Origin of the sequence: Mycobacterium sp., assembly GCF_002863225.1 — a bacterium.
Classification (GTDB): domain Bacteria; phylum Actinomycetota; class Actinomycetes; order Mycobacteriales; family Mycobacteriaceae; genus Mycobacterium.
In genome coordinates this window covers 1-19,399 of the sequence record NZ_PKEK01000111.1, presented here as the reverse complement: position 1 = coordinate 19,399, position 19,399 = coordinate 1, and the positions used below count along the sequence as shown (strand labels likewise).

Genomic DNA, 19,399 nt, shown 5'->3' with positions numbered 1-19,399 from the left:
GTGACGTGCGGCCGCGTCCCGCACCACGTCCATCGGCCGCGCCGACCAGAAACCGGCGTCGCGGTACCGAGGCCTCAGCGCTGCCCCGCGTGCGTGCGCATGTCGCAGCAGCTCAACCACGGCGTTCACGTCAGACCTCCCATGCAAATGCGGGTTCTCATCAACGTAAATGTAACCTCTCACCCATGGAGTCATTGACATTCGACGACCAGGTAGCCATCGTCACCGGCGCGGGTGGTGGACTCGGCCGTTGTCACGCATTGGAACTCGCGCGCCGCGGTGCGCGCGTGTTGGTCAACGATCTCGGCGGCCCGGTCGACGGCAGTGGTGACGGATCGCTGTCGGCAGCTCAGGCGGTCGTCGACGAGATCACCGCCGCCGGCGGAACGGCGATCGCCAACGGCGACTCGGTCGCCACGGAACAGGGTGGCTCCGCGATCGTCGCCGCGGCCGTCGAAGCCTTCGGCCGGGTCGACGTGCTCGTCAACAATGCCGGCATCCTGCGCGACGCCGCATTCAAGAACATGACCGCCGAACAGGTCGACGCGGTGATCGCCGTCCACCTGTCCGGCGCGTTCAACGTCACTCGCGCGGTGTGGCCCGTCATGCGTGAGCAGAACTACGGCCGCATCGTTCAAACCACCTCCGGCACAGGTCTTTTCGGTAACTTCGGGCAGGCGAACTACGGCGCCGCAAAAATGGGCCTCGTCGGCATGATGCATGTGCTTGCAATCGAAGGCGCTCGCAGCGGTATCGCCATCAACGCGATCGCACCGATCGCGCGGACCCGGATGACCGAAGACATCATGGGCGAGGCCGGCAAGGCGATGGACCCCGAGCTGGTCACCCCGGTGGTCGTCTACCTTTCCCATCGCGACTGCGATCGCACGGCCCACATCTACTCAGTGGGCGCGGGCAAGGTATCGCGGGTGTTCATCGGTGTGACCAAGGGCGTCGAGAACACCTCGATCACAGCGGAATCGGTGGCTCAAGCGATCGATCAGATCGACGACAGCTCGGATTTCATCATCCGTGGCGGGCCCACACAAGGTTGAGCTCATCGGCCGAGGAATCGCGGCGTGCGACGCTCGGCGAAAGCCCGCAGACCTTCCTGCAGATCAGCGGTGTGCGAGACCACCTCCTGCGCCCACGCCTCTTGTTCGAATGCACGTTCGCGACTCGACTCCGACGACACCGACAGCAGCCGCTTGGTCAACGACAGCATCACCGTGGGGCCGGCCGCGAGGCGTCCCGCAAAGTCTTCCGCCACGCCGTCGACGTCCCCGGCCGCGACCACGCGATTCACCAAACCCAGTCGTTCGCATTCGGCGGCGTCGACGGCCTCGCCGATCATCAACAACTCGGCCGCCTTACGCAGTCCCACGATTCTCGTCAGCAAATACATGGCACCGGAATCGGGAAGGATGCCGCGGTGCACGAAGGACTCGACAAGCGTTGCTTCCGTTGACATGACGACGAGGTCGCAGGCGAGCACCAAACTGCACCCTGCTCCCGCCGCAGTGCCCTTGACCGCGGCAACCACCGGCTTGTCACAGTCCAATACCGAGCCGATCAGTCGTTGCCAACCCTGCTGAAGCATCCGCGCGATGTCACCGGGGCGCCTCTCCTGCACCTCACGTACCTCCGCGTCCGCCGGCCGAGGCGCCAGTCCTGCTCCAGCGCAGAAATGCCGCACGCCCGCTGCAGTCAGCAAGACAGCGCGGACAGAAGGATTGTCGTTTGCATTCGTAAAGGCGGCCGTCAGAGCATCACGAGCTAAGGGAGACAACGAATTTCCGACTTGCGGGCGGTTGATCGTGATCCGGTGCACGCCGTCGGAACCCACGTCGACGGTGATCCCGGTTTCTTCTTCTGCCATCTGAGCCATCCCTGCGTTAACGACGTTTCCGTTTTTCGGGTATCTTGATTTCCACCTTATCGGCGGCCACAACGAGGAGGCACTGAATGGCGGGGTCGGGGGAAATCACCGATGAGGGGCTGACGCGCTTGCGCGCCACCATCGGTATTGCCGTCCCGCACACTCAGCCTCCGCACTACGTCCGACCCAACGAGGACGCCTTTCGTCATGTTGCCGAAAGTTACGGCGATGCGAGCCCGCTGTGGTCTGACCCGGAGTACGCGGCGAAGTCGGTGTGGGGAGGGTCGATCGCCCCACCCACGCTGGTCGGCGGCGACACATTGATCGGCGAGGACGAAGTGACCACGCTGTCCGATGAGGAGCGTGCTCTGACCAAGGGAGACCCTCTGCGAGGGGTACACGCCTTCTATGCGTCCTCCGCACGCGAGTGGTGGGCTCCGTTGCGCGCCAATCACAGGGTTTTTCGGCGCAATGCTCTGGTAGCCGCTCTGGACAAGAGCAGCGACTTCGCCGGGCGTGCCATTCACGAGTGGTCAGCCCAGGTCTTTCGCGACGACGACGGCACCATCCTCGGCGGCCAATATCGCAACATGATCCGCACCGAGCGCAAGAAGGCGCGCGGACGCAAGAAGTACGACGAGATCGAACTCAAGACGTGGTCTGAAGACGAGATCGCCGAGATTGATGACCGCTACGCGCGCGAGACGCCGCGCGGTCCCGAACCGCGCTGGTGGGAGGACGTCGACGAAGGCGATGCGCTGGGCCCGCTCACCAAGGGCCCGCTGACGGTCACCGACATGGTCTGCTGGCACGTCGGAATGGGCACGGGAATGTACGGTGTGCGCCCACTGCGACTCGCCTGGCGCAACCGGCAACGCATTCCGCGCTTCTACACCCCCAACGGGTACGGGGTGCCCGATGTGCAGCAGCGCGTGCATTGGGAACCCGACGCCGCTCGAAATGCCGGTAATCCAACGACATTCGACTACGGCCGGATGCGCGAGACATGGTTGATTCATGTCTGCACCGACTGGATGGGCGATGACGCCTGGCTCTGGAAACTCGACTGCGAGTTCCGACTGTTCAATTACGTCGGAGACCTGCACACCATCACTGGAACCGTGACGCGCAAGTACCTGACTGAAGGCGATCGGCCCGCCGTCGATGTCGAACTCGCGGCGACAAACCATCGCGGCGAGGTGACTGCCCCCGGACATGCCACCATCCTGTTGCCCAGCCACGCGCACGGGCCGGTCCGTCTACCCGACCCGCCCGGCGGGGCCGACAACCTGGCCGACCTGCTGACCGCAGTCTCAGCACAATTCGCCGAGCGCTGACGCACATGGACTACGCGAGTGTGCCTGGGCTGCAAGCCCACCAGCAGGGGCCGGTACTGGCATTGACACTCGATCGAGCCGACCATCGCAACGCAATCAACGACGTGATGCTGGACGCGATGATCGGCCACCTCGCCGCGGCCGGCATCGACGAATCCGTCCGCGTCATTCGTATTGACGCCGAGGGCCCCGATTTCTGCGCAGGCGCCGACCTGATCGCCAACAACGCGAAATCCGAACGCAAGCCGCGAGTCGGCAGCACACAGCGCCGCCTGCCGAACAAGGCCAACCGACTCATCCCGCTGATGACCGAGACCCAGGTCCCGATCGTGACCGTCGTCCGTGGCTGGGCTGCGGGGCTGGGTTTCCACATCGCGCTGGCATCGGACTTCTGTCTGGCCGCCGACGACGCGCGATTCTGGGAGCCGTTCATGGCCCGCGGCTTCACGCCCGACAGCGGAGCTGCCTGGCTACTGCCGCGGGTCATCGGCATGGTGCGCACCCGCCAGTTACTCATGCTCGGCGACGAGATCGCCGGGGCCACCGCCGCGGAGTGGGGCATTGTCCACGGTGCCGTCGCCGACGGCGAACTGGATTCGGCTGCAACGGCGCTCGTCACGAAGCTCAGCGAATCCCCGACGGTCGCACTCGGCCTCACCAAATGGCTCTTGCAGAGCGGGAACGGTCTAGACCTCGACCGGCACCTTCAGAACGAAGCGATGGCACTGGAACTGTCCAGCCGCAGTGAGGACTTCCGCGAAGGATTGGCCGCATTCCGGGACAAGCGCGACGCACGATTTCAGGGCAGATGACGCAACTCCCGATCACCCAGACCACCAGTGCCGCGGAGGCAGTCGCGGCCGTCGAGCAATGGGTCGCAACTCACGTGCCCGAATCGTGGCGAGCCGCCTCTGCCGAAGGCCCGATGGCGTTGAAAGCTGTTCGCAGCCCCTCCGATTACCGCGCGTGGTATCCGCGCTTCGCCGAGACCGGACTCGTCGTACCGACCTGGTTGCCAGAACACGGCGGGTTGGGCGTTACCAACGACATCGCACTCGCGATCGAGACAGTACTGGCCCCGCTGCGGCTCACTCGGCTGAATCCGCTGGGCCTCAACAACGCCGCCGCTGCACTGTTCAGTCATGGCGATGACGCACAACGACGCCGCTTCCTACCCCCGATCGTGCGCAACGAGGAAAAGTGGTGTCAGCTCTTCAGCGAACCCGGCGCTGGATCGGATCTGGCCTCGCTCGCCACCAAGGCGATCCGCGACGGCGGAGATTGGATAGTGTCCGGCCAAAAGGTCTGGACCACGTGGGCTGACGAAGCCGATTTTGCAATCCTGTTGGCCCGCACCGATCCTGGACAGCCCAAGCACAAGGGCATCACCTACTTTCTGTTGGACATGCATCAACCCGGCGTCGTGGTACGGCCTCTCCGCCAGATCACCGGTGAGTCTGAGTTCAACGAAGTGTTCCTGGACGGCGCACGAATCCCCGACGCACACCGGGTGGGTGAGATCAACGACGGCTGGCGCGTCAGCGCGTCGACGTTGTCCAGCGAGCGGCAGATGGTCTCCGGCTCGGGCTCCGGCGGGATGGGCCGACTGGGCGGTTCGAGCGCCCAGCGACTGATCACCGTCGCCCAGGAGACAGGGCGATGGGAAGACCCGGTCGTCCGCAACAAAGTGATGAGCCTGTGGGCCCAGGAGCAGATCCGTGGCTGGACCAATGTTCGCGTACGCGCCGCTCTTTCGGCCGGGCAATCACCAGGTGCCGCGTCGTCGATCGGCAAAGTCCATCAGGCGACACTGAACCAGCAGATCCAGGACCTATTGGTCGACTTGTTGGGCACCGAGGCGGTCGCCTGGCCGGCAACCAGCGACGAGGACGCGCTGCCGCGCGAAGTGCAAGGCATGATGCGCAGCCTCGCCAACAGCACCGAGGGCGGAACCACCGACATCAACAAGAACATCCTCGGTGAGCGCGTGCTTGGCTTACCGAAAGAGCCGGACCCATGGAAAGGCCAACCCTGGAAGGACATTCCACGCTCGTGACCGAATACGAACGGCTCATCGTGGAGAAGGCCGATGGCATTGGCTGGCTCATCCTCAACCGGCCTGACGCGGGCAATGCCTTTGACGCCCGGATGCTCGACGAGCTCGAGACCGCCTGGGCAGAGCTCGACGACGACCCGGACGTGCGGGTCATCGTCAACACCGCCAATGGCAGAGCGTTCTGCACCGGGATGGACGTCGTGCAGGTCGCCCGGGACAGAGCGGCAATGCGGCGCCACTCACGGCGCACCCGCGACGCTGAGCTCAAGATCTCGGCCTGGCACTGCGGAGTGTGGAAACCAGTCATCGCTGCGGTCAACGGAGTCTGTGCTGGCGGAGGCCTGCACTTGATCGCCGACGCCGACATCGTGATCGCCGCCGATACCGCCACATTCGTCGACCCGCACGTCTCCGTCGGCCAGGCGGTGGCCTACGAGGCCATCACGCTGCTGCGCAAATCTCCGATGGAGGCAATCACGCGAATGACGTTGAGCGGCAAAGGGGAACGCATCTCCGCCGACCGCGCCTATCAGCTGGGCGTCGTATCCGAAGTCGTCACCGGCGATGCTCTGCGCGGGAAGGCCGCGGCTTTGGCCGCCGCCGTCGCAACGAACTCGCCGACTGCGATGCGAGCGACCAAACAAGCCCTGTGGCACGCGGTCGAGGTGGGCCTGACCCAGGCGCGCAACGACGCCGGCGAGAAGATCTGGCAGCTCCGCAATCACCCGGATCACGCCGAGGGCGCCCGTGCCTGGCGTGAGAAGAGGGCACCGCACTGGCAATCTCTTGGGCACTGTCCGCCGAGGAAGCTTCATGAGCACTGAGCCGACCGCGCCTTATCAGCGACTGGTCGTCGAGCGTCGCGGTCCGGTCGGCTGGATCATCAACAACCGGCCGGAACGTCTCAACGCGTACGACTCCGTGATGCGTGCGGAATTCCCCAGAGCCTGGACACAACTCGACAACGATCCAGATGCGCGGGTCATTGTGCACACCGGCAACGGCAGGGCCTTTCAGGTCGGCGCCGACGTCGACGAGCTGGACGGCGAGGCAGTCCTGCAATTCCAGGAGACCATGCGCACGCTGGATTTACGCCTGACCGGCTGGCACATGAACGTCGGTAAACCGGTCATCACAGCGGTCAACGGTGTCTGTGCCGGCGGCGGCCTGCATTGGGTCGCCGACGCCGACATCGTGATCGCGGCTTCGGACGCCACGTTTGTCGATCCCCATGTATCGATCGGGCAAGTGAGCGCACTCGAGACCATCGCGTTGATGCGCAAGATGCCTGCCGAAGCCGTGCTCCGGATGGCACTCGTCGGCAGCCACGAGCGACTCACCGCCCAGCGCGCTTACGAACTGGGAATGATCAGCCAGATCGTCGATCCACCCGAGCAGCTACGTGATGCGGCCCAAACGTTGGCCGAGCAGATCGCGAAAAACTCACCCGCAGCGATGCGTGCCACCAAGCGGGCGTTGTGGGGGGCACTCGAGCACGGACTGACGGACGCGTGTCGCGAAGGCGCCAAACATCTGACATCGATGTGGGGCCACCCTGACCAGAATGAGGGACCGCAGGCATTCGCCGAGAAGCGCGCACCCAATTGGTCTCCGCTGGAGAGTGATTCGTGAGCCTGGATGAACTGCTGGACGGGCTGCCCGATATCGCCGTGCACACGTTGAACACCAGTGCGACCCGTGTCGAGCTGGTGGCCGGCGCACAGGATTTGGGCCAACTGCTCACCGACATCGGCCTGACAACAGGTCAGGTTGTCGCGGCGATGCTGCCGAACGACGCCGTCACCATCGCGGCTCTTTTCGGCGTCTGGCGTGCCGGCGGGGTATACACACCGCTGAACCCTCGCGCGGCCGATGCCGAAGTGACCACGCTCCTGGACACCCTGCGTCCCGTCGCAGTGATCACCACACCGGACTTGGCACAACGTTTCTCCGCCTTCGGCTTGACTGTCATCACGGGTGCCGGTCTTGTCTGGTCGGCAACTCCGTCAACGACGACGACCGAGGATGCACGCCGGTACGATCCCGACGTCGCACTGCTGCAGTTCACCTCAGGGACCACCGGGCCACCCAAGCCCGTGCCCCTGCGTCATGCCACCGTTCTGGACCTTATCGACCGGCTGCTCACCAAATTGCGCGGCCCCAAATCCGCTGCCAAAGAACCGAACCGAGCACCGATGCCCAATCTGGTGCCGCTCTCCCTGTCGCTCTGGGCAGGCATCTACCAGGTACTGTTCGCATTCCGCGCGGGTTCCGGTGTCGTCCTGATGGACCGGTTCTCTCCCGGGGAATTCGCCGCGCTGGTCAAACGGCACCAACTGCGGTCCACCGTGCTCCCACCGGCGGCGTTGACCATGGTGCTCTACGACGACGCTGTCGCGGACCTGTCACCGCTGAGGATCGTGCGATCGATCACCGCTCCCCTGTCCCCCGTCCAAGCAGCTCGATTCCGGGACAAGTTCGGCGTGATCGTGCTGAACTCCTACGGCCAGACCGAACTCGGCGGCGAAGTAGTGGGCTGGTCCGCCGCCGACGCGCGAGAATTCGGCGAGTCGAAGCTCGGATCCGTCGGCCGGCCGCTCCCGGGGATCGACGTGGCAGTCAGCGATGACGAGGTGCTCGTCCGAACTGCGACCACCGGGGCCCGCAAGATCGACCCCGCCTTTCTGGACAGGCTGACCGACGACGGTTGGTTCCACACCGGCGACCTCGGCTGGTTCGACGAGGACGGCTTTTTGTGGCTGGACGGCCGGGTTTCGGACATGATCAACCGCGGTGGGCTCAAAGTGTTTCCGGGCACCGTCGAGGACGTGTTGATGGCCGCCGACGGCGTGCGCGAGGCTGCCGTGGTAGGCGTGGCGGACGATCGCCTGGGCGAGGTGCCGTGGGCGTTCGTCGCGAGGACCAATGACGTGCTCAGCGAGGACACCCTCATAGCGTGGTGCCGAGAACGGTTGACGCCCTACCGCGTTCCCGTAGGAATCGTGTTTGTCGACGAACTCCCGCGCAACGACACCGGCAAGGTCGTCAAACGTGAACTCGCCCAGCGCATCAGTCGGTGACCAGCTGCGGCGATCCCGTGCGACCGATGTGACAGAATTTGCTTTCCGCACCGGCAGTGGTGTTAGCATCCGATGAGAATGGCCATTTCCGCTTAGGACGAAACTCGACCGACGGAGGCGCAACCGTGTGGCAGGAACTAGTCCGGATGGCCGTGACCTGGGGTGTGATGGTCGGGCTCACCGCCTTCTTCTACTGGATGCTGTCGAATATCGGCACTTTCTGACAGATCACGCCTCGGGCCGGAAGAAGTCGAGATGTGCTGTCTCTCAGTCACATCGCGCCGTCGTCGGCCAGACCTGAAGCAGAAAGGTGACAGACGAATGGATGACCAGGATCGCAGACGTAGACGAGGCCTCATCGGTTTCCAGGTCTTCATCTACGGCATTCTCATCGCGATGTTTCTCATCCAGCTTCAGATGTACTTCGCGAAGGGCTGGTGACGCGATGTCGCTACCGGGCATCGGTTCGGTCGGACTGGAAGAACACGATCAGCAAACCCGTGAAATTCAGCGACGCGCCGACCGATGGCTGATTTCCGGCACTGTCGTCATGGGGACGTTGGTGCTCGGCATCATCGGTCTGCCCATATTCGTGCGTGGCCTGGTCCTGCTGCGCAACGCCCAGCGCGAGGGGCTCTCTGTGCGACCGCTGATGGTCACGCTCATCGGGTACGTCGTCATTCTGGACGCCGCCCTGAACAGCATTGGGTGGGCACTGGACCTGTTTGCCAACCACGCACTCGTCACCCGAACCGTCTTCACGGCATGGGGCAATCTCATTGATGCGGGCTACTTCTGGCACTACAACGAGTTGTGGATCGGTGGTGCGAGCGCGCCCGGCGAGAAGGCATGGGTCCTCGTGTGCGTTCTCATCGCGTTTCCGATGCGTATCGCGGCGGCTATCGGATTTCTCCAGATGAAACGCTGGGGACACCAGTGGCTGATCGTGACGTGCTGGTTCGGCGTGGTCGTGTGGACGGGCTACATCTTCAACATGACGCTCTACGCCGACGTCCGTTACACCGCGGTCGGCTTACCGGTACTGGGCTGGTGGGCGTTCAACATCTTCTACATCACACCCTTTTTGGCGATTCCCTACATGCACACGGTGAATCGAGAAATCTTCACCGACTAGCCGAGGAAGGCCGATCATGTCCAGCGCCGAGACAGAAACCACCACACCCGCCGAACAACTGCCGGTCGGGACGACACCGACGTGGGCGAGGATGCACACCTGGCTCAGACGCGGCCTGTTCTTCTGCTTGTTCGGCTTGGTGATCGAGGGATCGTTGACGGTGCCTACCATGGCGGTCTGGTACGGCTGGCCGAATCTGTCGCTCACCCAGATCTGCAGTGAGCTGATGAAAGTGCGGTACTCCGACGACACCCTGGAATGCCAGCAGCCGTTTCCGCTCGGCGGGGCTCCTTTCGGTGGTCCGCCAGAGGCCTGGGGTCAACACACCGCCCGCGACAAATGGGGCATTCAGCCGGTCCCGCAATATCCGCGGATCGGCTTCAGGGAGCTGGTGACCATCCATCAGCAGCGCCTGGCGAGGCAAGCCGCCGGTAGCCCGCAATCCGGTCACTGATGCAGAGCGCGCGATGCCTCGCGTGGTGATGGGATCCGACGGGAGCCTCTCGCGAGCGCTGGCAACGGGTCTCGACGCAGTCGCCGTTGGTCTCGGCGCGCCGCCAGAAGGTACCGACGGCGCCGTCATCATCCTCGACATCAACACCGACGAGGTTTGCCAACCCGTCAGCATCGTGAGCGACGTACAGTGGCGCCGACTCGCCGAGGAGCCGATGAGACGCGCCCTGGAAGCTCTGCAGCGCTCTCGGCTGTCGATGCGCCGACGAGGCGGCGCAATCGTGTTAGTGGCGCCAACCCTCGGGATCGCCGGTGCTGCTGGCCTCGTACCGTTGACCACCGCGGCGGAAGGCGTTCGTGCGATGGCGAAATCCGCGGCCCGTCAGTGGGCTTCAGAAGGCATTTATGTCAATACGATCGCCGTACCTGTGGGTTTGTTTGAACCGGCGCTGGCCACCTCAGATGGCCATCTGTCGGCCCCCGCGGTCCCGGTGGACGAAGCGCTCATCGACAGCGTTATAGAGACGACAGAATTTCTGCTCGAACGCAAGCCAAAACACCTGATCGGCCAAACAATTGTCATCGACGGCGGATCGGTGATGCTGCCGTGAACCTGGCAGGTCACACGGTGTTGGTCACCGGTGCAGCGAGCGGCGTCGGCCGAGGCATTGCCACAGCGCTGGCACGGGAGGGCGCGCATGTCATCGTCGCCGCACGCAACGAAGCCGGCCGGGCGGTTGTCGACGCAATCACCTCACGCGGCCAGTCGGCAACGTGGGCTTACTGCGATGTGACGAAAAAAGAAAACGTCACCGCCGCAGTCGATTTGGCTCTCGCCGTCACCGGTCGACTCGATGCAGTGGTGCACAACGCCACTAGTAGGGCCTCAAGTCAGCCGCACCGACTCGAAGACGTCGACAGCTCACTGTGGACCGACCACTATCTGGTGTCGATTGCCGGCGCTCAGCACTGCGCGGCCGCCGCGTACCAGCACCTTCGCGCTCGAGGTGGCACCCTGCTGGTTATGACATCACCAGCGGGCATCGAGGGAAGCGCGACCCTGCCGCTGTATGCCACCATGAAGGGGGCATTACGCGGCTTCGCGAAGAGCTTGGCGCGCGAGTGGGGGCCCGACCGAATCACTGTCAATGTTGTTTCCCCGCTTGCGTACTCGCCAGCCATGACTGCGGCGATCGAGGCCGAATCGGCAATGGAAGATCGGCTGGCACGGCGAATTCCGCTGAAGCGCATCGGTGATCCCGATTCCGATATCGGCGCCGCAGTCGCATTCCTGGTCGGCCCGAATGCGCGCTACATCACCGGCCAGACCTTGGGTATTGACGGTGGCCACTTCACGAATCTCTAGGCAGCAGTGGACATAGGACTTGTTCTGCCCCATACCGGGCCAACCTCGTCTCCGACATTCATCCGCGATTTTGCCCAAACCGCGGAAGCGACCGGCATCAGCCGACTCTGGGCAGTCGACCACCTTGTTCTGCCGCATCATGTCGATTCGGCGTACGTCCTCGGCTCCAAGCCTTCGAAGGTCGCTGACGGATGGTTGTCCGATAATCTCGCACCGAATTACGAGATGGTCTCGACGTTGGCCTGGGTCGCAGGTCAGACCACGACCATCGGGCTGGGGACTTCTATCTCAGTGCTGACCCTTCGTAACCCACTGCTCAATGCGCGGCAACTGGCCACCCTGGATGTCTTGTCGGGCGGGCGGCTCAGCTACGGCGTGGGTATCGGCTGGATGCGCGAAGAGGCTGCGGCGATGGGCATACCGTGGCATCGCCGCGCGGCCCGGAGCGAAGAGCACATCGAGCTCCTGCGCGTCCTGTGGACGGCCCCCGGGCGGCAGGTCGAATTCCACGGTGAGTTCTACGACTTCGCCCCGATCGATCCGGAACCCCGGCCGCTACAGCGCCCTATCCCCATCCTCATCGGGGGACACTCAACTGCTGCTCTCGATCGTGCCGCGCGAATCGGTGATGGCTGGATCTCTGCACCCATGCCGGCGACACGTCTGGCAGGACTGTTGAATGAGCTGCGCCGTCTCGCCGAGGAGCACGGCCGGCCGTATTCGGCGCTGATCAAAGTGGCTTCGACGAAGTTTGATACAACGTCGTCGTTTGCAAAAGCCGTCGACTCATACCGAGACCTCGGCGTCGACCACCTTCAGGTAGTGCTGACCGGCAATGACGCACAAGCGATGATCTCTAACGTCCAGGAGATTGCGGCGCTGACACCACATGGATGAAAGCCATGACTTTGAGAACCATTACTCTCGGATTGGGATAGTGTCATTACCGCGATCCGTGCCGGCCCCGTCGTCTCGCGGTCGCCAAGGAGAGGAGCTGACCGTGGGCGATGTGCACCAGTACGAGGTGTGGGACTCGGACAATCACATGTACGAAACGATCGACGCCTACACCCGCTACCTACCGGAGAAATACTCCGAGGCACTGAAGTTCGTCGATGTCAACGGCCGAAAGAAGTTGCAGATTCTCGGCGTGATCACCGAATGCATTCCCAACCCGACCTACGAGGTGATTCCAACTCCGGGAGCGTGGGCCGACTACTACCGCGGGGTGAACCCCGAAGGCAAATCGCTGCGGGAACTCGCTGAGCCGATCCGGTGCCCCGACGAATTCCGCCGCCCCGACCTGCGACTCGCCTTGATGGAGCGACAGGGTATCGATGGCGCGGTAATGTTCCCCACGACAGCGGGAATGCTCGAGGAACGGACCAAATCCGACACCGAGCTGACCCACGCGATCACGCACGCGTTCAACCAATGGCTTTTGGACGACTGGAGTTTCAACTACAAGGACCGCATCTTCGCTGTTCCCGCAATCTCACTCAACGATCCGGCAGCTGGAGTGGCCGAACTCGAGTGGTGCCTGGAAAACGGAGCTCGGACCGTATTGATCCGACCCGCCCCGGTACCCCGGGAAGACGGCACGTCACGATCGCCGGCACTTCCCGAATTCGACGACTTCTGGCGGTTGGTCGAGTCGTCGGGCATCTCCGTACAGATGCACAATTCAGATGCCGGGTACGACCGCTACCTCTCCGACTGGGAGGGCGGCGCGGAGTTCCAGGGATTCCAACTCACGACCTTCCGCGGTTTCATCTATGAGGAGAGCCGGCACATCTTCGACACATTGGCGGCTTTCATCGCACACGGTGTGTTCGAACGTTTTCCAGCGCTGCGAATCGGAGTTGTGAAGAACGGCGGCTCCTGGGCACCGCGCCTCCTGAATGCCTTCGACCGGGTCTACCGCAAGAAGCCCCAGGACTTCGCCGAGCATCCAGCAGACGTCTTTCGACGGCACGTGTGGGTCAACCCTTTTCACGAAGAGGACATGTCACACCTGATCGAGATCCTTGGCGCCGACCGAGTCATGTTCGGCTCGGACTACCCCCATCCAGAGGGTTTGGCGGAACCCGCTGAGTTCGTCAACGAGCTCGGGAACTTACCGGCGGACACCACTTCGCGAGTCATGGGCGGCAACTTGAAAGAGTTGATCGGGATATAGCGCTGTGTCAGGGCGCGGTCTTCTCGCGAGGCGCCGATCGACCTCACCCGAACCGGGCTCGCAGGTCGGCCTTGAGCACCTTGCCAGTCAGGTTGCGCGGCAACGCATCCACCACCTCTAGGCGCTCCGGCGACTTGTGCCGGCTCAGACCTTTCACCCTGCAGTGCTCAGCCAGCGCCGACAACTCGACAGTTGCACCGGCAACGGGAACGACGACTGCACAGACGCGCTCTCCGGTGCGCGAATCCGGCACTCCAACGACGGCCACATCGGCCACCGCAGGATGGGTGACCAGAACTTCCTCGATCTCCAGCGCGGAGATGTTCTCCGCATTGCGGATGATCGCATCCTTGATCCGGCCGGTCACGACGACGTTGCCGCCGGTATCCACACGCCCGCGGTCCCCGGTGCGAAACCACCCCTGGGAGTCGAACGCGTCGTCGTCCAACGAGGCATCGACGTAACCGAGAAAGCACTGCGGGCCGGTGAGTCTCAGCTCCCCCTCCTCACCACGCGGCACCTCCTGCTCGTTGTCGCCCACTACTCGCACCGAAACGCCCGGCACCGGGCGTCCTACCGTGTGATCGAGCACATCTGGCTCACCGGTAGGTTCCGGGGACGTGGCGACGGGAAACTCGGTGAGCCCCCAGGCATTCGCGACACCGGCGACGGAAAACACTTCGCGCATCTGGCGTCCCAACTCGGCGGTGATCGGAGCGCCACCCCCTAGGACCGCTCGCAGATCGGGGAACATCGGCTCGGGTCCGTGCGCCTGTTGCGCCGCCATGAAAGCAACAAAGAAGGGCGTGGCAGTGCCCAGGAAAGTCGGTCTGTGCGCAGCGATCGCGACAGGCGTCGTCGCGGGGTCGAATGCGTCGAAGAGCACCAGCCGCATCCCGGTGAGCAGGCTGGACGCCAGCATCGCAGCTCCGCCGATGTGCGACACGGGAAACGGTATCGGGTTGACGTCGCTGCTCGATGCACCGACCATTCCGACGACTCCCGCGGATCCGGCTATCACTGACTTGTCGCAGTGCCGAATTCCCTTCGGCGCGGCGGTCGTTCCGGACGAGTAGTACACCCATCGCGACAGCGTCCCCGAACTCGGTGCCGGCGGCAGCGCTGCCGGGTCACCGACGGGCAGACGAAGGTCGCGTTCTATCGGCGCTTCATGATCGACGACCAGCACGGCCATCGGACGCTCTTTCGCCAGCGCCTCAGCCAGCGCAAGGTGGTCGAAGCCACGCCAGGTCCCAGGGACCACCATGAACTCGGTGTCGAGTTGGTTTGTCACGAAACGTAGTTCGCGCTCGCGCCACAGCGGCAGCACGGGATTCTGGACCGCGCCCAGACGCGCGAGTGCCACCATCACCACCATCGTCTCCAAGGTGGTCGGCAGCTGCCAGGTGACTACCGTCCCATCGGTGACCCCGCGCTCGGCGAAGGCGGCGGCGGTTCTCACGGCCGCGTCACGAAGCTCCGCACAGGTGAGGCTGCGCCCGAAGTCATCGCTGAGCACCACACGTTGCGGGTGCTCGCACGCTGCATTCTCGACAAGCTCCCAGTAAACCTCGGGCGAGGCCGGCCCGTTCATCTACTCGGCAGCGAGAGTCGGCGCTTGGCAAGGATGTTGCGCATCATCTCCGAGCTGCCCCCGGACACCGTGTACGCGCGAGACCAGAGCCAGCACTCCCGCAGGCGTTGTTTTGCCTGCTGCACAGCCGAATCAGACCCATCGGTGACGACGGTGGCGCCCAATTCGGCGCCATAGGACGACACTTGGTGGTAGGTCTCGGCGAAGCTCAGTTTCGCGATCGAACCGTCCCCGACCGTCTCCTGTCCGGAGATCATCCGCTCGACGTGGTCGTCGATGAAGGCCTTCGCGACCTCGACTTCGACTGTCAGTTCGGCCACGGCCTGCCGAACATCGTCGTGAGACAGCGCGGGTGCACCGTCCAGACTGGATCCCCCGGCGAGAGTGACGAGATCGTCGATCATGAGTTCGAGCAGGATGACGTTACCTCCGATGCCGAAACGTTCGAAGTCCAAGCCTGCCATGATGATCGACCAGCCCGCACCGATCTCGCCGATCAGGCTGTTCGGAAGCAACTCGACATCGGAGAGAAAGACCTCGTTGACCTCGATCGCGTCGTTGATCGTCCGGATGTGCCGGACTTCGACGCCGGGGGTCGACAGCGGCACGGCGAACACCGACAGACCGCGGTGCCGCGATGACGTGGGGTCGGTGCGGATCAGGGCCAAACCCATGTCCGCCCAGTGCCCGTCGGTGATCCAGGTCTTCTGCCCGTTGATCACCCAGCCGCCGTCGGCCCGCTGAACGCCCCGGCTACGTATCGCGGCGATGTCACTTCCCGCGTCCGGCTCGCTGAGCAACTGGCACCACACGTGGTCGCTACGCCGCATCGCTGGCAACAGCTCGGATCGCTGTTCTTCGGAACCGAAGTGCAGCAGGACATGTGCCGCCAAGTTGACCTGGTCGACAGGGCGTGGTGCGCGGGCACGCAGGATCTCTTCGCTGACGATGCGATCGTGCAGCGGATGGTGGTCGGCCCGGCCGCCATGTTTCACCGGCCAGTCGGCGCCGGCGAAACCCGCGTCGAACAAAGCGGCGAACCAGCTGCGCAACAGTGCTTCCTGCGCGGCGTCTTCGGGTGCGCGGTGCCCCTCGCGCGCCACCAGCGCCGGAGCGTGGTCGGCGATGAAGGCACGCACCTGCTCCCGGAAGGCGAGAAGCTCGGACTCGCTGGGGCGGGCGACGTCGGCTACCACCCCGAGACCTCCGCGAGCAGTGCCCGGCTTGATCGCGCTGTGCCGAGCGTCTGCGCGTTGGTGAACACCCGCCGCAGCTCGTGATGCAGCGGATATTCCCAGGTGAAGCCGATTCCGCCGGACAGTTGCATGCATTCGTCCACCGCGGCCGTGGCCTTGGCCGCCACGAAAGCGTGTGCGGCGGCCGTCAGCGCGACCACGCGCCTGTCGTCGGTCGCGACCGCGCGCGCCGCCTTCAGCACCGCCGCGCGAGCCTTGACCACGAAAACCAAGAGCTCGACCAATCGGTGCTGGATCGCTTGGAAACTCGCGATCGGCGCGCCAAAGGCGATGCGGTCTTTCAGATATGCCGTGAGGCGCTCGAAGGTCGTCGACACGGCTCCGATGGAATCCGCACTTATGAGCAGCTTTCCTGCTGCAAGCAGCTGATCAGCTCGCTCCGGTGATCCGACAAGCACTCCCCGGTCGTCGGTGATATCGACCAGACAGACCGCCCTGGTCTCGTCCATCGAGTCCTCGTCGAGTCGGCTCGCTTGCGCATCCGACACCTCGAACAGCTGAATTCCGTTGCTGCCCAGCGTTATGACGATGTCGACTTCACTGCCGCGAAAGATGCGCACGACGTCGCCGGGGAGTGTCACGCCCGCTGTTGCCGTGCCGTCGAGCATGGCGGGCAGCCAGCGCTGCCGGACGGCATCGGGTGCGGACGTCAGTGCGGCCGCGGCGATGGTGGTACCGAACCATGCCGAGCGGTCCCGTGCTCGGCCAAGCTCTTCGGCGACGACACACGCCTCGACGGGCCGCCAGCCCGCACCACCCATCGACTCGTCGACGAGCAGGCCGGTCCAGTCCATCGCGGCGAGGTCCGTAACGGATTCCTTTTCACCGCGGTCGGCGAGAAATTCTCGCGCCGACGCTCGTAGCAGGTCGAGGTCGACGTCGTCATCGGCCATGGGTGTTAGCTTCGGCGAAGTAGCTGATCCGCGTTGTCGCGCATGATTCGCTTCTTGGCGGCGTCGTCCAGTGGGTCGAGCAGCTTGATGAAATCGGCCGGCTCGGCGAGACCCTCAGCATGCGGATAGTCAGATCCCATCAGCAGACACTCGTCGTAACCCAGCCGCTCCACGATCGTGGGGATGTCGTCTTCGGGATACGGGACCACGCCCACGTGCCTACGGAACACCTCCGACGGTCGTTCGGTGAGCTTTCCGCCGATCCACGGACCGTTACGGCCCATCCCGCGGCTCTTGTCCATGTGAATGACGAACTGCGGAACCCATTCGGCGCCATGCTCGGCCACCAAGACCTTCAGGTCCGGAAAGCGGCCGAACAAGTTGTCGAAGATCAACGCCGACAACGTGTCCTCGATAGGACGCTGACCGTAGACGTTCATCCACTGCCAGGCCGACATGCGCCAAGCCGCCGGGTCCGGATTGTGGCCCCAGGCCGGCGAGATGGCGTTGAAGTACCAGTAGGGCTGGATGTGGAACACCAGTGTGCAGCCGGCTTCTTGCAGCCGCGCGTAGATCGGATCGAAGTAGGGGTCGCCCGGTGAGCGCCCATAGGCGGGTCCGGTGGGTAGCAGCACCAGGCGTGCGCCTTGCGCGATGATCGCCTCGGTCTCGGCGATCGACGATTCCAGATCGCGCAGCGAGAGCAGCGCCGTGGCGTAGATGGTGTCCTGATAGTTGAAGCCCCACGTCTCGTCGAACCACCGGTTGAAGGATCTCAGGTTTGCGTACAGGGCCTCGGTGTCGTCGACGTAATGCTCTGCAGCAAGGGCCATTCCGGCTGGAAACATCACCACCCGCTCGACGTTCTGCTGCGCCATGACCTCCAAGCGCGGTCCCCGTTCGAGGAATTCCGGTTGGATGGGCTGGGGCTCATAGCTCTCGTCGGGGTTACCGGAGCCCATCTGCTTGAGCATTTCCTTGAGTGAGCCCGGCCGGTATGCGAGGTCGAAACCCAGACTCGCTTCACTGTTGAAGGTGGCGATCCGATGCCCCGCCAGGATCACCTCCTTACCGTCGGCAGAGCGCACCGGCGTGATGGCGCGATCGTGAAACTCCTTGGGCAGGTAGCGGGTAAACGCATCCCGTGTCTCGTAGCAGTGCGTGTCGCAATCGAAGATCCCGTAGTCAAGTTTCACCGTCACGTGGAGCTCCTCCCGGCGAGAATGTTTATTCTCTTATTTCACAAAAGATACTATCCTCTTTCGGGAATGCCTATCTCGGGTCTGCCTGCCGGCTCGACAGGACGGCTTCACGCCGACAACCGGACACGTCAGGAATACATGAGCGCGAATGAACCGGCTTCATGACTGAGCTCGACGACCTGAGGGCGACCGTACGGGCATTTCTGGAAGCCGCGTCCCCCAGCGAGACCGTGCGCCGACTGATGGCCACCGAGTCGGGCTACGACGAGAACACCTGGCGCCAAATGGCCGGCGAGCTGGGTCTGCACGGCATCGCCGTGCCAGAGCAATGGGGTGGGGCGGGCGCCGGCATGCCCGAGCTGACCGTCGTCTTCGAAGAGATGGGCGCCACGCTGCTGTGCTCACCGTTCTTCTCGACCGTCGCGCTGGCCACCCAGGCGATCCTGACCAGCGACGATCGCACTGCGATGGACGAGTTTCTACCGGGGTTGGCCGCCGGCGAATCCACTGCCACGGTCATCCTCAACGGTCACCTCAAAGCGTGGGACGCCAGTGCGGTGGCGTTGACCGCTGCACCTGGCCGCGAGGGCTACCGGGTCTCGGGTGATGCACCCCGGGTGCTGAACGGCCACTGCGCCGACCTGTTGCTGGTGGCGGCCAACACCGCGGCCGGACCGTCCTTGTTCGCGATCGCGGCCGATTCGGCTGGAATCAAGCGCACGCCACTCGCAAGCCTCGACCGCACCCGGAAGGTCGCACACATTCAGTTCGACGAAGCGCCCGCCCGGCTGATCGGAAACGACGGCGACGCGTCGAGCGGATTGGCAAGGACATCGGATCTCGCGCTGGTGGCATTGGCGGCGGAGCAGCTCGGAGCGGCTCAGCGATGTCTCGACATGGCTGTCGGTTACGCCAAGGAACGCATCCAGTTCGGACGGGCCATCGGAAGCTTCCAGGCGATCAAGCACA

19 protein-coding genes are annotated in these 19,399 nt (G+C 63.9%); 14 read left to right on the top strand and 5 right to left on the bottom strand.

The window, feature by feature from the left end; genetic code table 11:
- Positions 1-185: 185 nt before the first annotated feature.
- Positions 186-1,055: an SDR family NAD(P)-dependent oxidoreductase gene (locus tag CYU59_RS28850; RefSeq protein WP_293010575.1), complete on the top strand. Its 870-nt coding sequence runs from the start codon at positions 186-188 to the stop codon at positions 1,053-1,055.
- A gap of 2 nt (positions 1,056-1,057) precedes the next feature.
- On the opposite strand, the gene CYU59_RS28845 is transcribed toward CYU59_RS28850, so the two are convergent.
- Positions 1,058-1,888, bottom strand: a complete 831-nt coding sequence (locus CYU59_RS28845; RefSeq protein WP_363115571.1) for an enoyl-CoA hydratase-related protein — start codon at positions 1,886-1,888, stop codon at positions 1,058-1,060.
- Between the two features lie 77 nt (positions 1,889-1,965).
- Here CYU59_RS28845 and CYU59_RS28840 point away from each other — a divergent pair, with 77 nt between their 5' ends.
- The 12 genes from CYU59_RS28840 to CYU59_RS28785 all read left to right on the top strand — a co-directional run bounded on the left by CYU59_RS28840 (position 1,966) and on the right by CYU59_RS28785 (position 13,485).
- A complete protein-coding gene (locus CYU59_RS28840; RefSeq protein WP_293010571.1) occupies positions 1,966-3,216 on the top strand; it encodes a hypothetical protein in 1,251 nt (416 codons plus the stop codon).
- A gap of 5 nt (positions 3,217-3,221) precedes the next feature.
- Positions 3,222-4,028, top strand: a complete 807-nt coding sequence (locus CYU59_RS28835; protein WP_293010569.1) for an enoyl-CoA hydratase-related protein — start codon at positions 3,222-3,224, stop codon at positions 4,026-4,028.
- On the top strand, positions 4,025-5,272 hold the full coding sequence (locus CYU59_RS28830; protein ID WP_293010567.1) for an acyl-CoA dehydrogenase family protein: 1,248 nt from the start codon (positions 4,025-4,027) through the stop codon (positions 5,270-5,272). Before CYU59_RS28835 ends, CYU59_RS28830 begins: the two co-directional genes overlap by 4 nt.
- The gene (locus tag CYU59_RS28825) at positions 5,269-6,096 is read left to right on the top strand and encodes an enoyl-CoA hydratase-related protein (protein ID WP_293010565.1); all 828 of its coding nucleotides are present in this window, start codon (positions 5,269-5,271) and stop codon (positions 6,094-6,096) included. The genes CYU59_RS28830 and CYU59_RS28825 overlap by 4 nt, the downstream gene beginning before the upstream one ends.
- Entirely contained in the window at positions 6,086-6,904 is an 819-nt protein-coding gene (locus CYU59_RS28820) for an enoyl-CoA hydratase/isomerase family protein (RefSeq protein ID WP_293010563.1), read from the top strand. Before CYU59_RS28825 ends, CYU59_RS28820 begins: the two co-directional genes overlap by 11 nt.
- Positions 6,901-8,352, top strand: coding sequence for a class I adenylate-forming enzyme family protein (locus CYU59_RS28815; protein WP_293010561.1), 1,452 nt, complete (start codon positions 6,901-6,903; stop codon positions 8,350-8,352). Before CYU59_RS28820 ends, CYU59_RS28815 begins: the two co-directional genes overlap by 4 nt.
- 445 nt (positions 8,353-8,797) lie before the next feature.
- Positions 8,798-9,487, top strand: coding sequence for a hypothetical protein (locus CYU59_RS28810; RefSeq protein ID WP_293010559.1), 690 nt, complete (start codon positions 8,798-8,800; stop codon positions 9,485-9,487).
- A 16-nt stretch (positions 9,488-9,503) separates the two neighbouring features.
- Complete coding sequence (locus CYU59_RS28805) at positions 9,504-9,941, top strand: hypothetical protein (protein ID WP_293010557.1); 438 nt, start codon at positions 9,504-9,506, stop codon at positions 9,939-9,941.
- A 13-nt stretch (positions 9,942-9,954) separates the two neighbouring features.
- Positions 9,955-10,551: an SDR family oxidoreductase gene (locus CYU59_RS28800; protein ID WP_293010555.1), complete on the top strand. Its 597-nt coding sequence runs from the start codon at positions 9,955-9,957 to the stop codon at positions 10,549-10,551.
- Complete coding sequence (locus tag CYU59_RS28795) at positions 10,548-11,306, top strand: SDR family oxidoreductase (RefSeq protein ID WP_293010553.1); 759 nt, start codon at positions 10,548-10,550, stop codon at positions 11,304-11,306. The genes CYU59_RS28800 and CYU59_RS28795 overlap by 4 nt, the downstream gene beginning before the upstream one ends.
- A gap of 6 nt (positions 11,307-11,312) precedes the next feature.
- Positions 11,313-12,203, top strand: a complete 891-nt coding sequence (locus CYU59_RS28790) for an LLM class F420-dependent oxidoreductase (protein ID WP_293010551.1) — start codon at positions 11,313-11,315, stop codon at positions 12,201-12,203.
- A 148-nt stretch (positions 12,204-12,351) separates the two neighbouring features.
- Positions 12,352-13,485: an amidohydrolase family protein gene (locus tag CYU59_RS28785; RefSeq protein WP_293010577.1), complete on the top strand. Its 1,134-nt coding sequence runs from the start codon at positions 12,352-12,354 to the stop codon at positions 13,483-13,485.
- A gap of 43 nt (positions 13,486-13,528) precedes the next feature.
- Here the strand turns inward: CYU59_RS28785 and CYU59_RS28780 are convergent, their stop codons facing one another.
- Genes CYU59_RS28780 through CYU59_RS28765 form a run of 4 tightly spaced genes read right to left on the bottom strand, consistent with a single transcriptional unit; the run spans position 13,529 to position 18,430 of the window.
- Positions 13,529-15,079 (bottom strand): AMP-binding protein, encoded by a 1,551-nt coding sequence (locus tag CYU59_RS28780; protein ID WP_293010549.1) that lies wholly within the window; start codon positions 15,077-15,079, stop codon positions 13,529-13,531.
- Positions 15,076-16,275 carry an acyl-CoA dehydrogenase family protein gene (locus tag CYU59_RS28775; protein WP_293010547.1) on the bottom strand — a complete coding sequence of 400 codons (1,200 nt, stop codon included), beginning with the start codon at positions 16,273-16,275 and terminating at the stop codon, positions 15,076-15,078. Before CYU59_RS28775 ends, CYU59_RS28780 begins: the two co-directional genes overlap by 4 nt.
- Positions 16,269-17,228: an acyl-CoA dehydrogenase family protein gene (locus CYU59_RS28770; RefSeq protein WP_293010545.1), complete on the bottom strand. Its 960-nt coding sequence runs from the start codon at positions 17,226-17,228 to the stop codon at positions 16,269-16,271. Before CYU59_RS28770 ends, CYU59_RS28775 begins: the two co-directional genes overlap by 7 nt.
- Positions 17,229-17,233: 5 nt before the next feature.
- Entirely contained in the window at positions 17,234-18,430 is a 1,197-nt protein-coding gene (locus CYU59_RS28765) for an amidohydrolase family protein (protein ID WP_293010543.1), read from the bottom strand.
- Positions 18,431-18,591: 161 nt separating this feature from the next.
- Between CYU59_RS28765 and CYU59_RS28760 the strand changes: the two genes are divergently transcribed.
- Positions 18,592-19,399 (top strand): acyl-CoA dehydrogenase family protein (locus CYU59_RS28760; RefSeq protein ID WP_293010541.1); only part of this gene is annotated, 808 nt, incomplete at its 3' end.

Bases quoted from the DNA above. Each gene is read 5' to 3' on its own strand.
- CYU59_RS28850 (WP_293010575.1), top strand. From the start codon at position 186: ATGGAGTCATTGACATTCGACGACCAGGTAGCCATCGTCACCGGCGCG.
- CYU59_RS28845 (WP_363115571.1), bottom strand. From the start codon at position 1,888: ATGGCTCAGATGGCAGAAGAAGAAACCGGGATCACCGTCGACGTGGGT.
- CYU59_RS28840 (WP_293010571.1), top strand. From the start codon at position 1,966: ATGGCGGGGTCGGGGGAAATCACCGATGAGGGGCTGACGCGCTTGCGC.
- CYU59_RS28835 (WP_293010569.1), top strand. From the start codon at position 3,222: ATGGACTACGCGAGTGTGCCTGGGCTGCAAGCCCACCAGCAGGGGCCG.
- CYU59_RS28830 (WP_293010567.1), top strand. From the start codon at position 4,025: ATGACGCAACTCCCGATCACCCAGACCACCAGTGCCGCGGAGGCAGTC.
- CYU59_RS28820 (WP_293010563.1), top strand. From the start codon at position 6,086: ATGAGCACTGAGCCGACCGCGCCTTATCAGCGACTGGTCGTCGAGCGT.
- CYU59_RS28810 (WP_293010559.1), top strand. From the start codon at position 8,798: ATGTCGCTACCGGGCATCGGTTCGGTCGGACTGGAAGAACACGATCAG.
- CYU59_RS28805 (WP_293010557.1), top strand. From the start codon at position 9,504: ATGTCCAGCGCCGAGACAGAAACCACCACACCCGCCGAACAACTGCCG.
- CYU59_RS28800 (WP_293010555.1), top strand. From the start codon at position 9,955: ATGCCTCGCGTGGTGATGGGATCCGACGGGAGCCTCTCGCGAGCGCTG.
- CYU59_RS28785 (WP_293010577.1), top strand. From the start codon at position 12,352: ATGTACGAAACGATCGACGCCTACACCCGCTACCTACCGGAGAAATAC.
- CYU59_RS28780 (WP_293010549.1), bottom strand. From the start codon at position 15,079: ATGAACGGGCCGGCCTCGCCCGAGGTTTACTGGGAGCTTGTCGAGAAT.
- CYU59_RS28770 (WP_293010545.1), bottom strand. From the start codon at position 17,228: ATGGCCGATGACGACGTCGACCTCGACCTGCTACGAGCGTCGGCGCGA.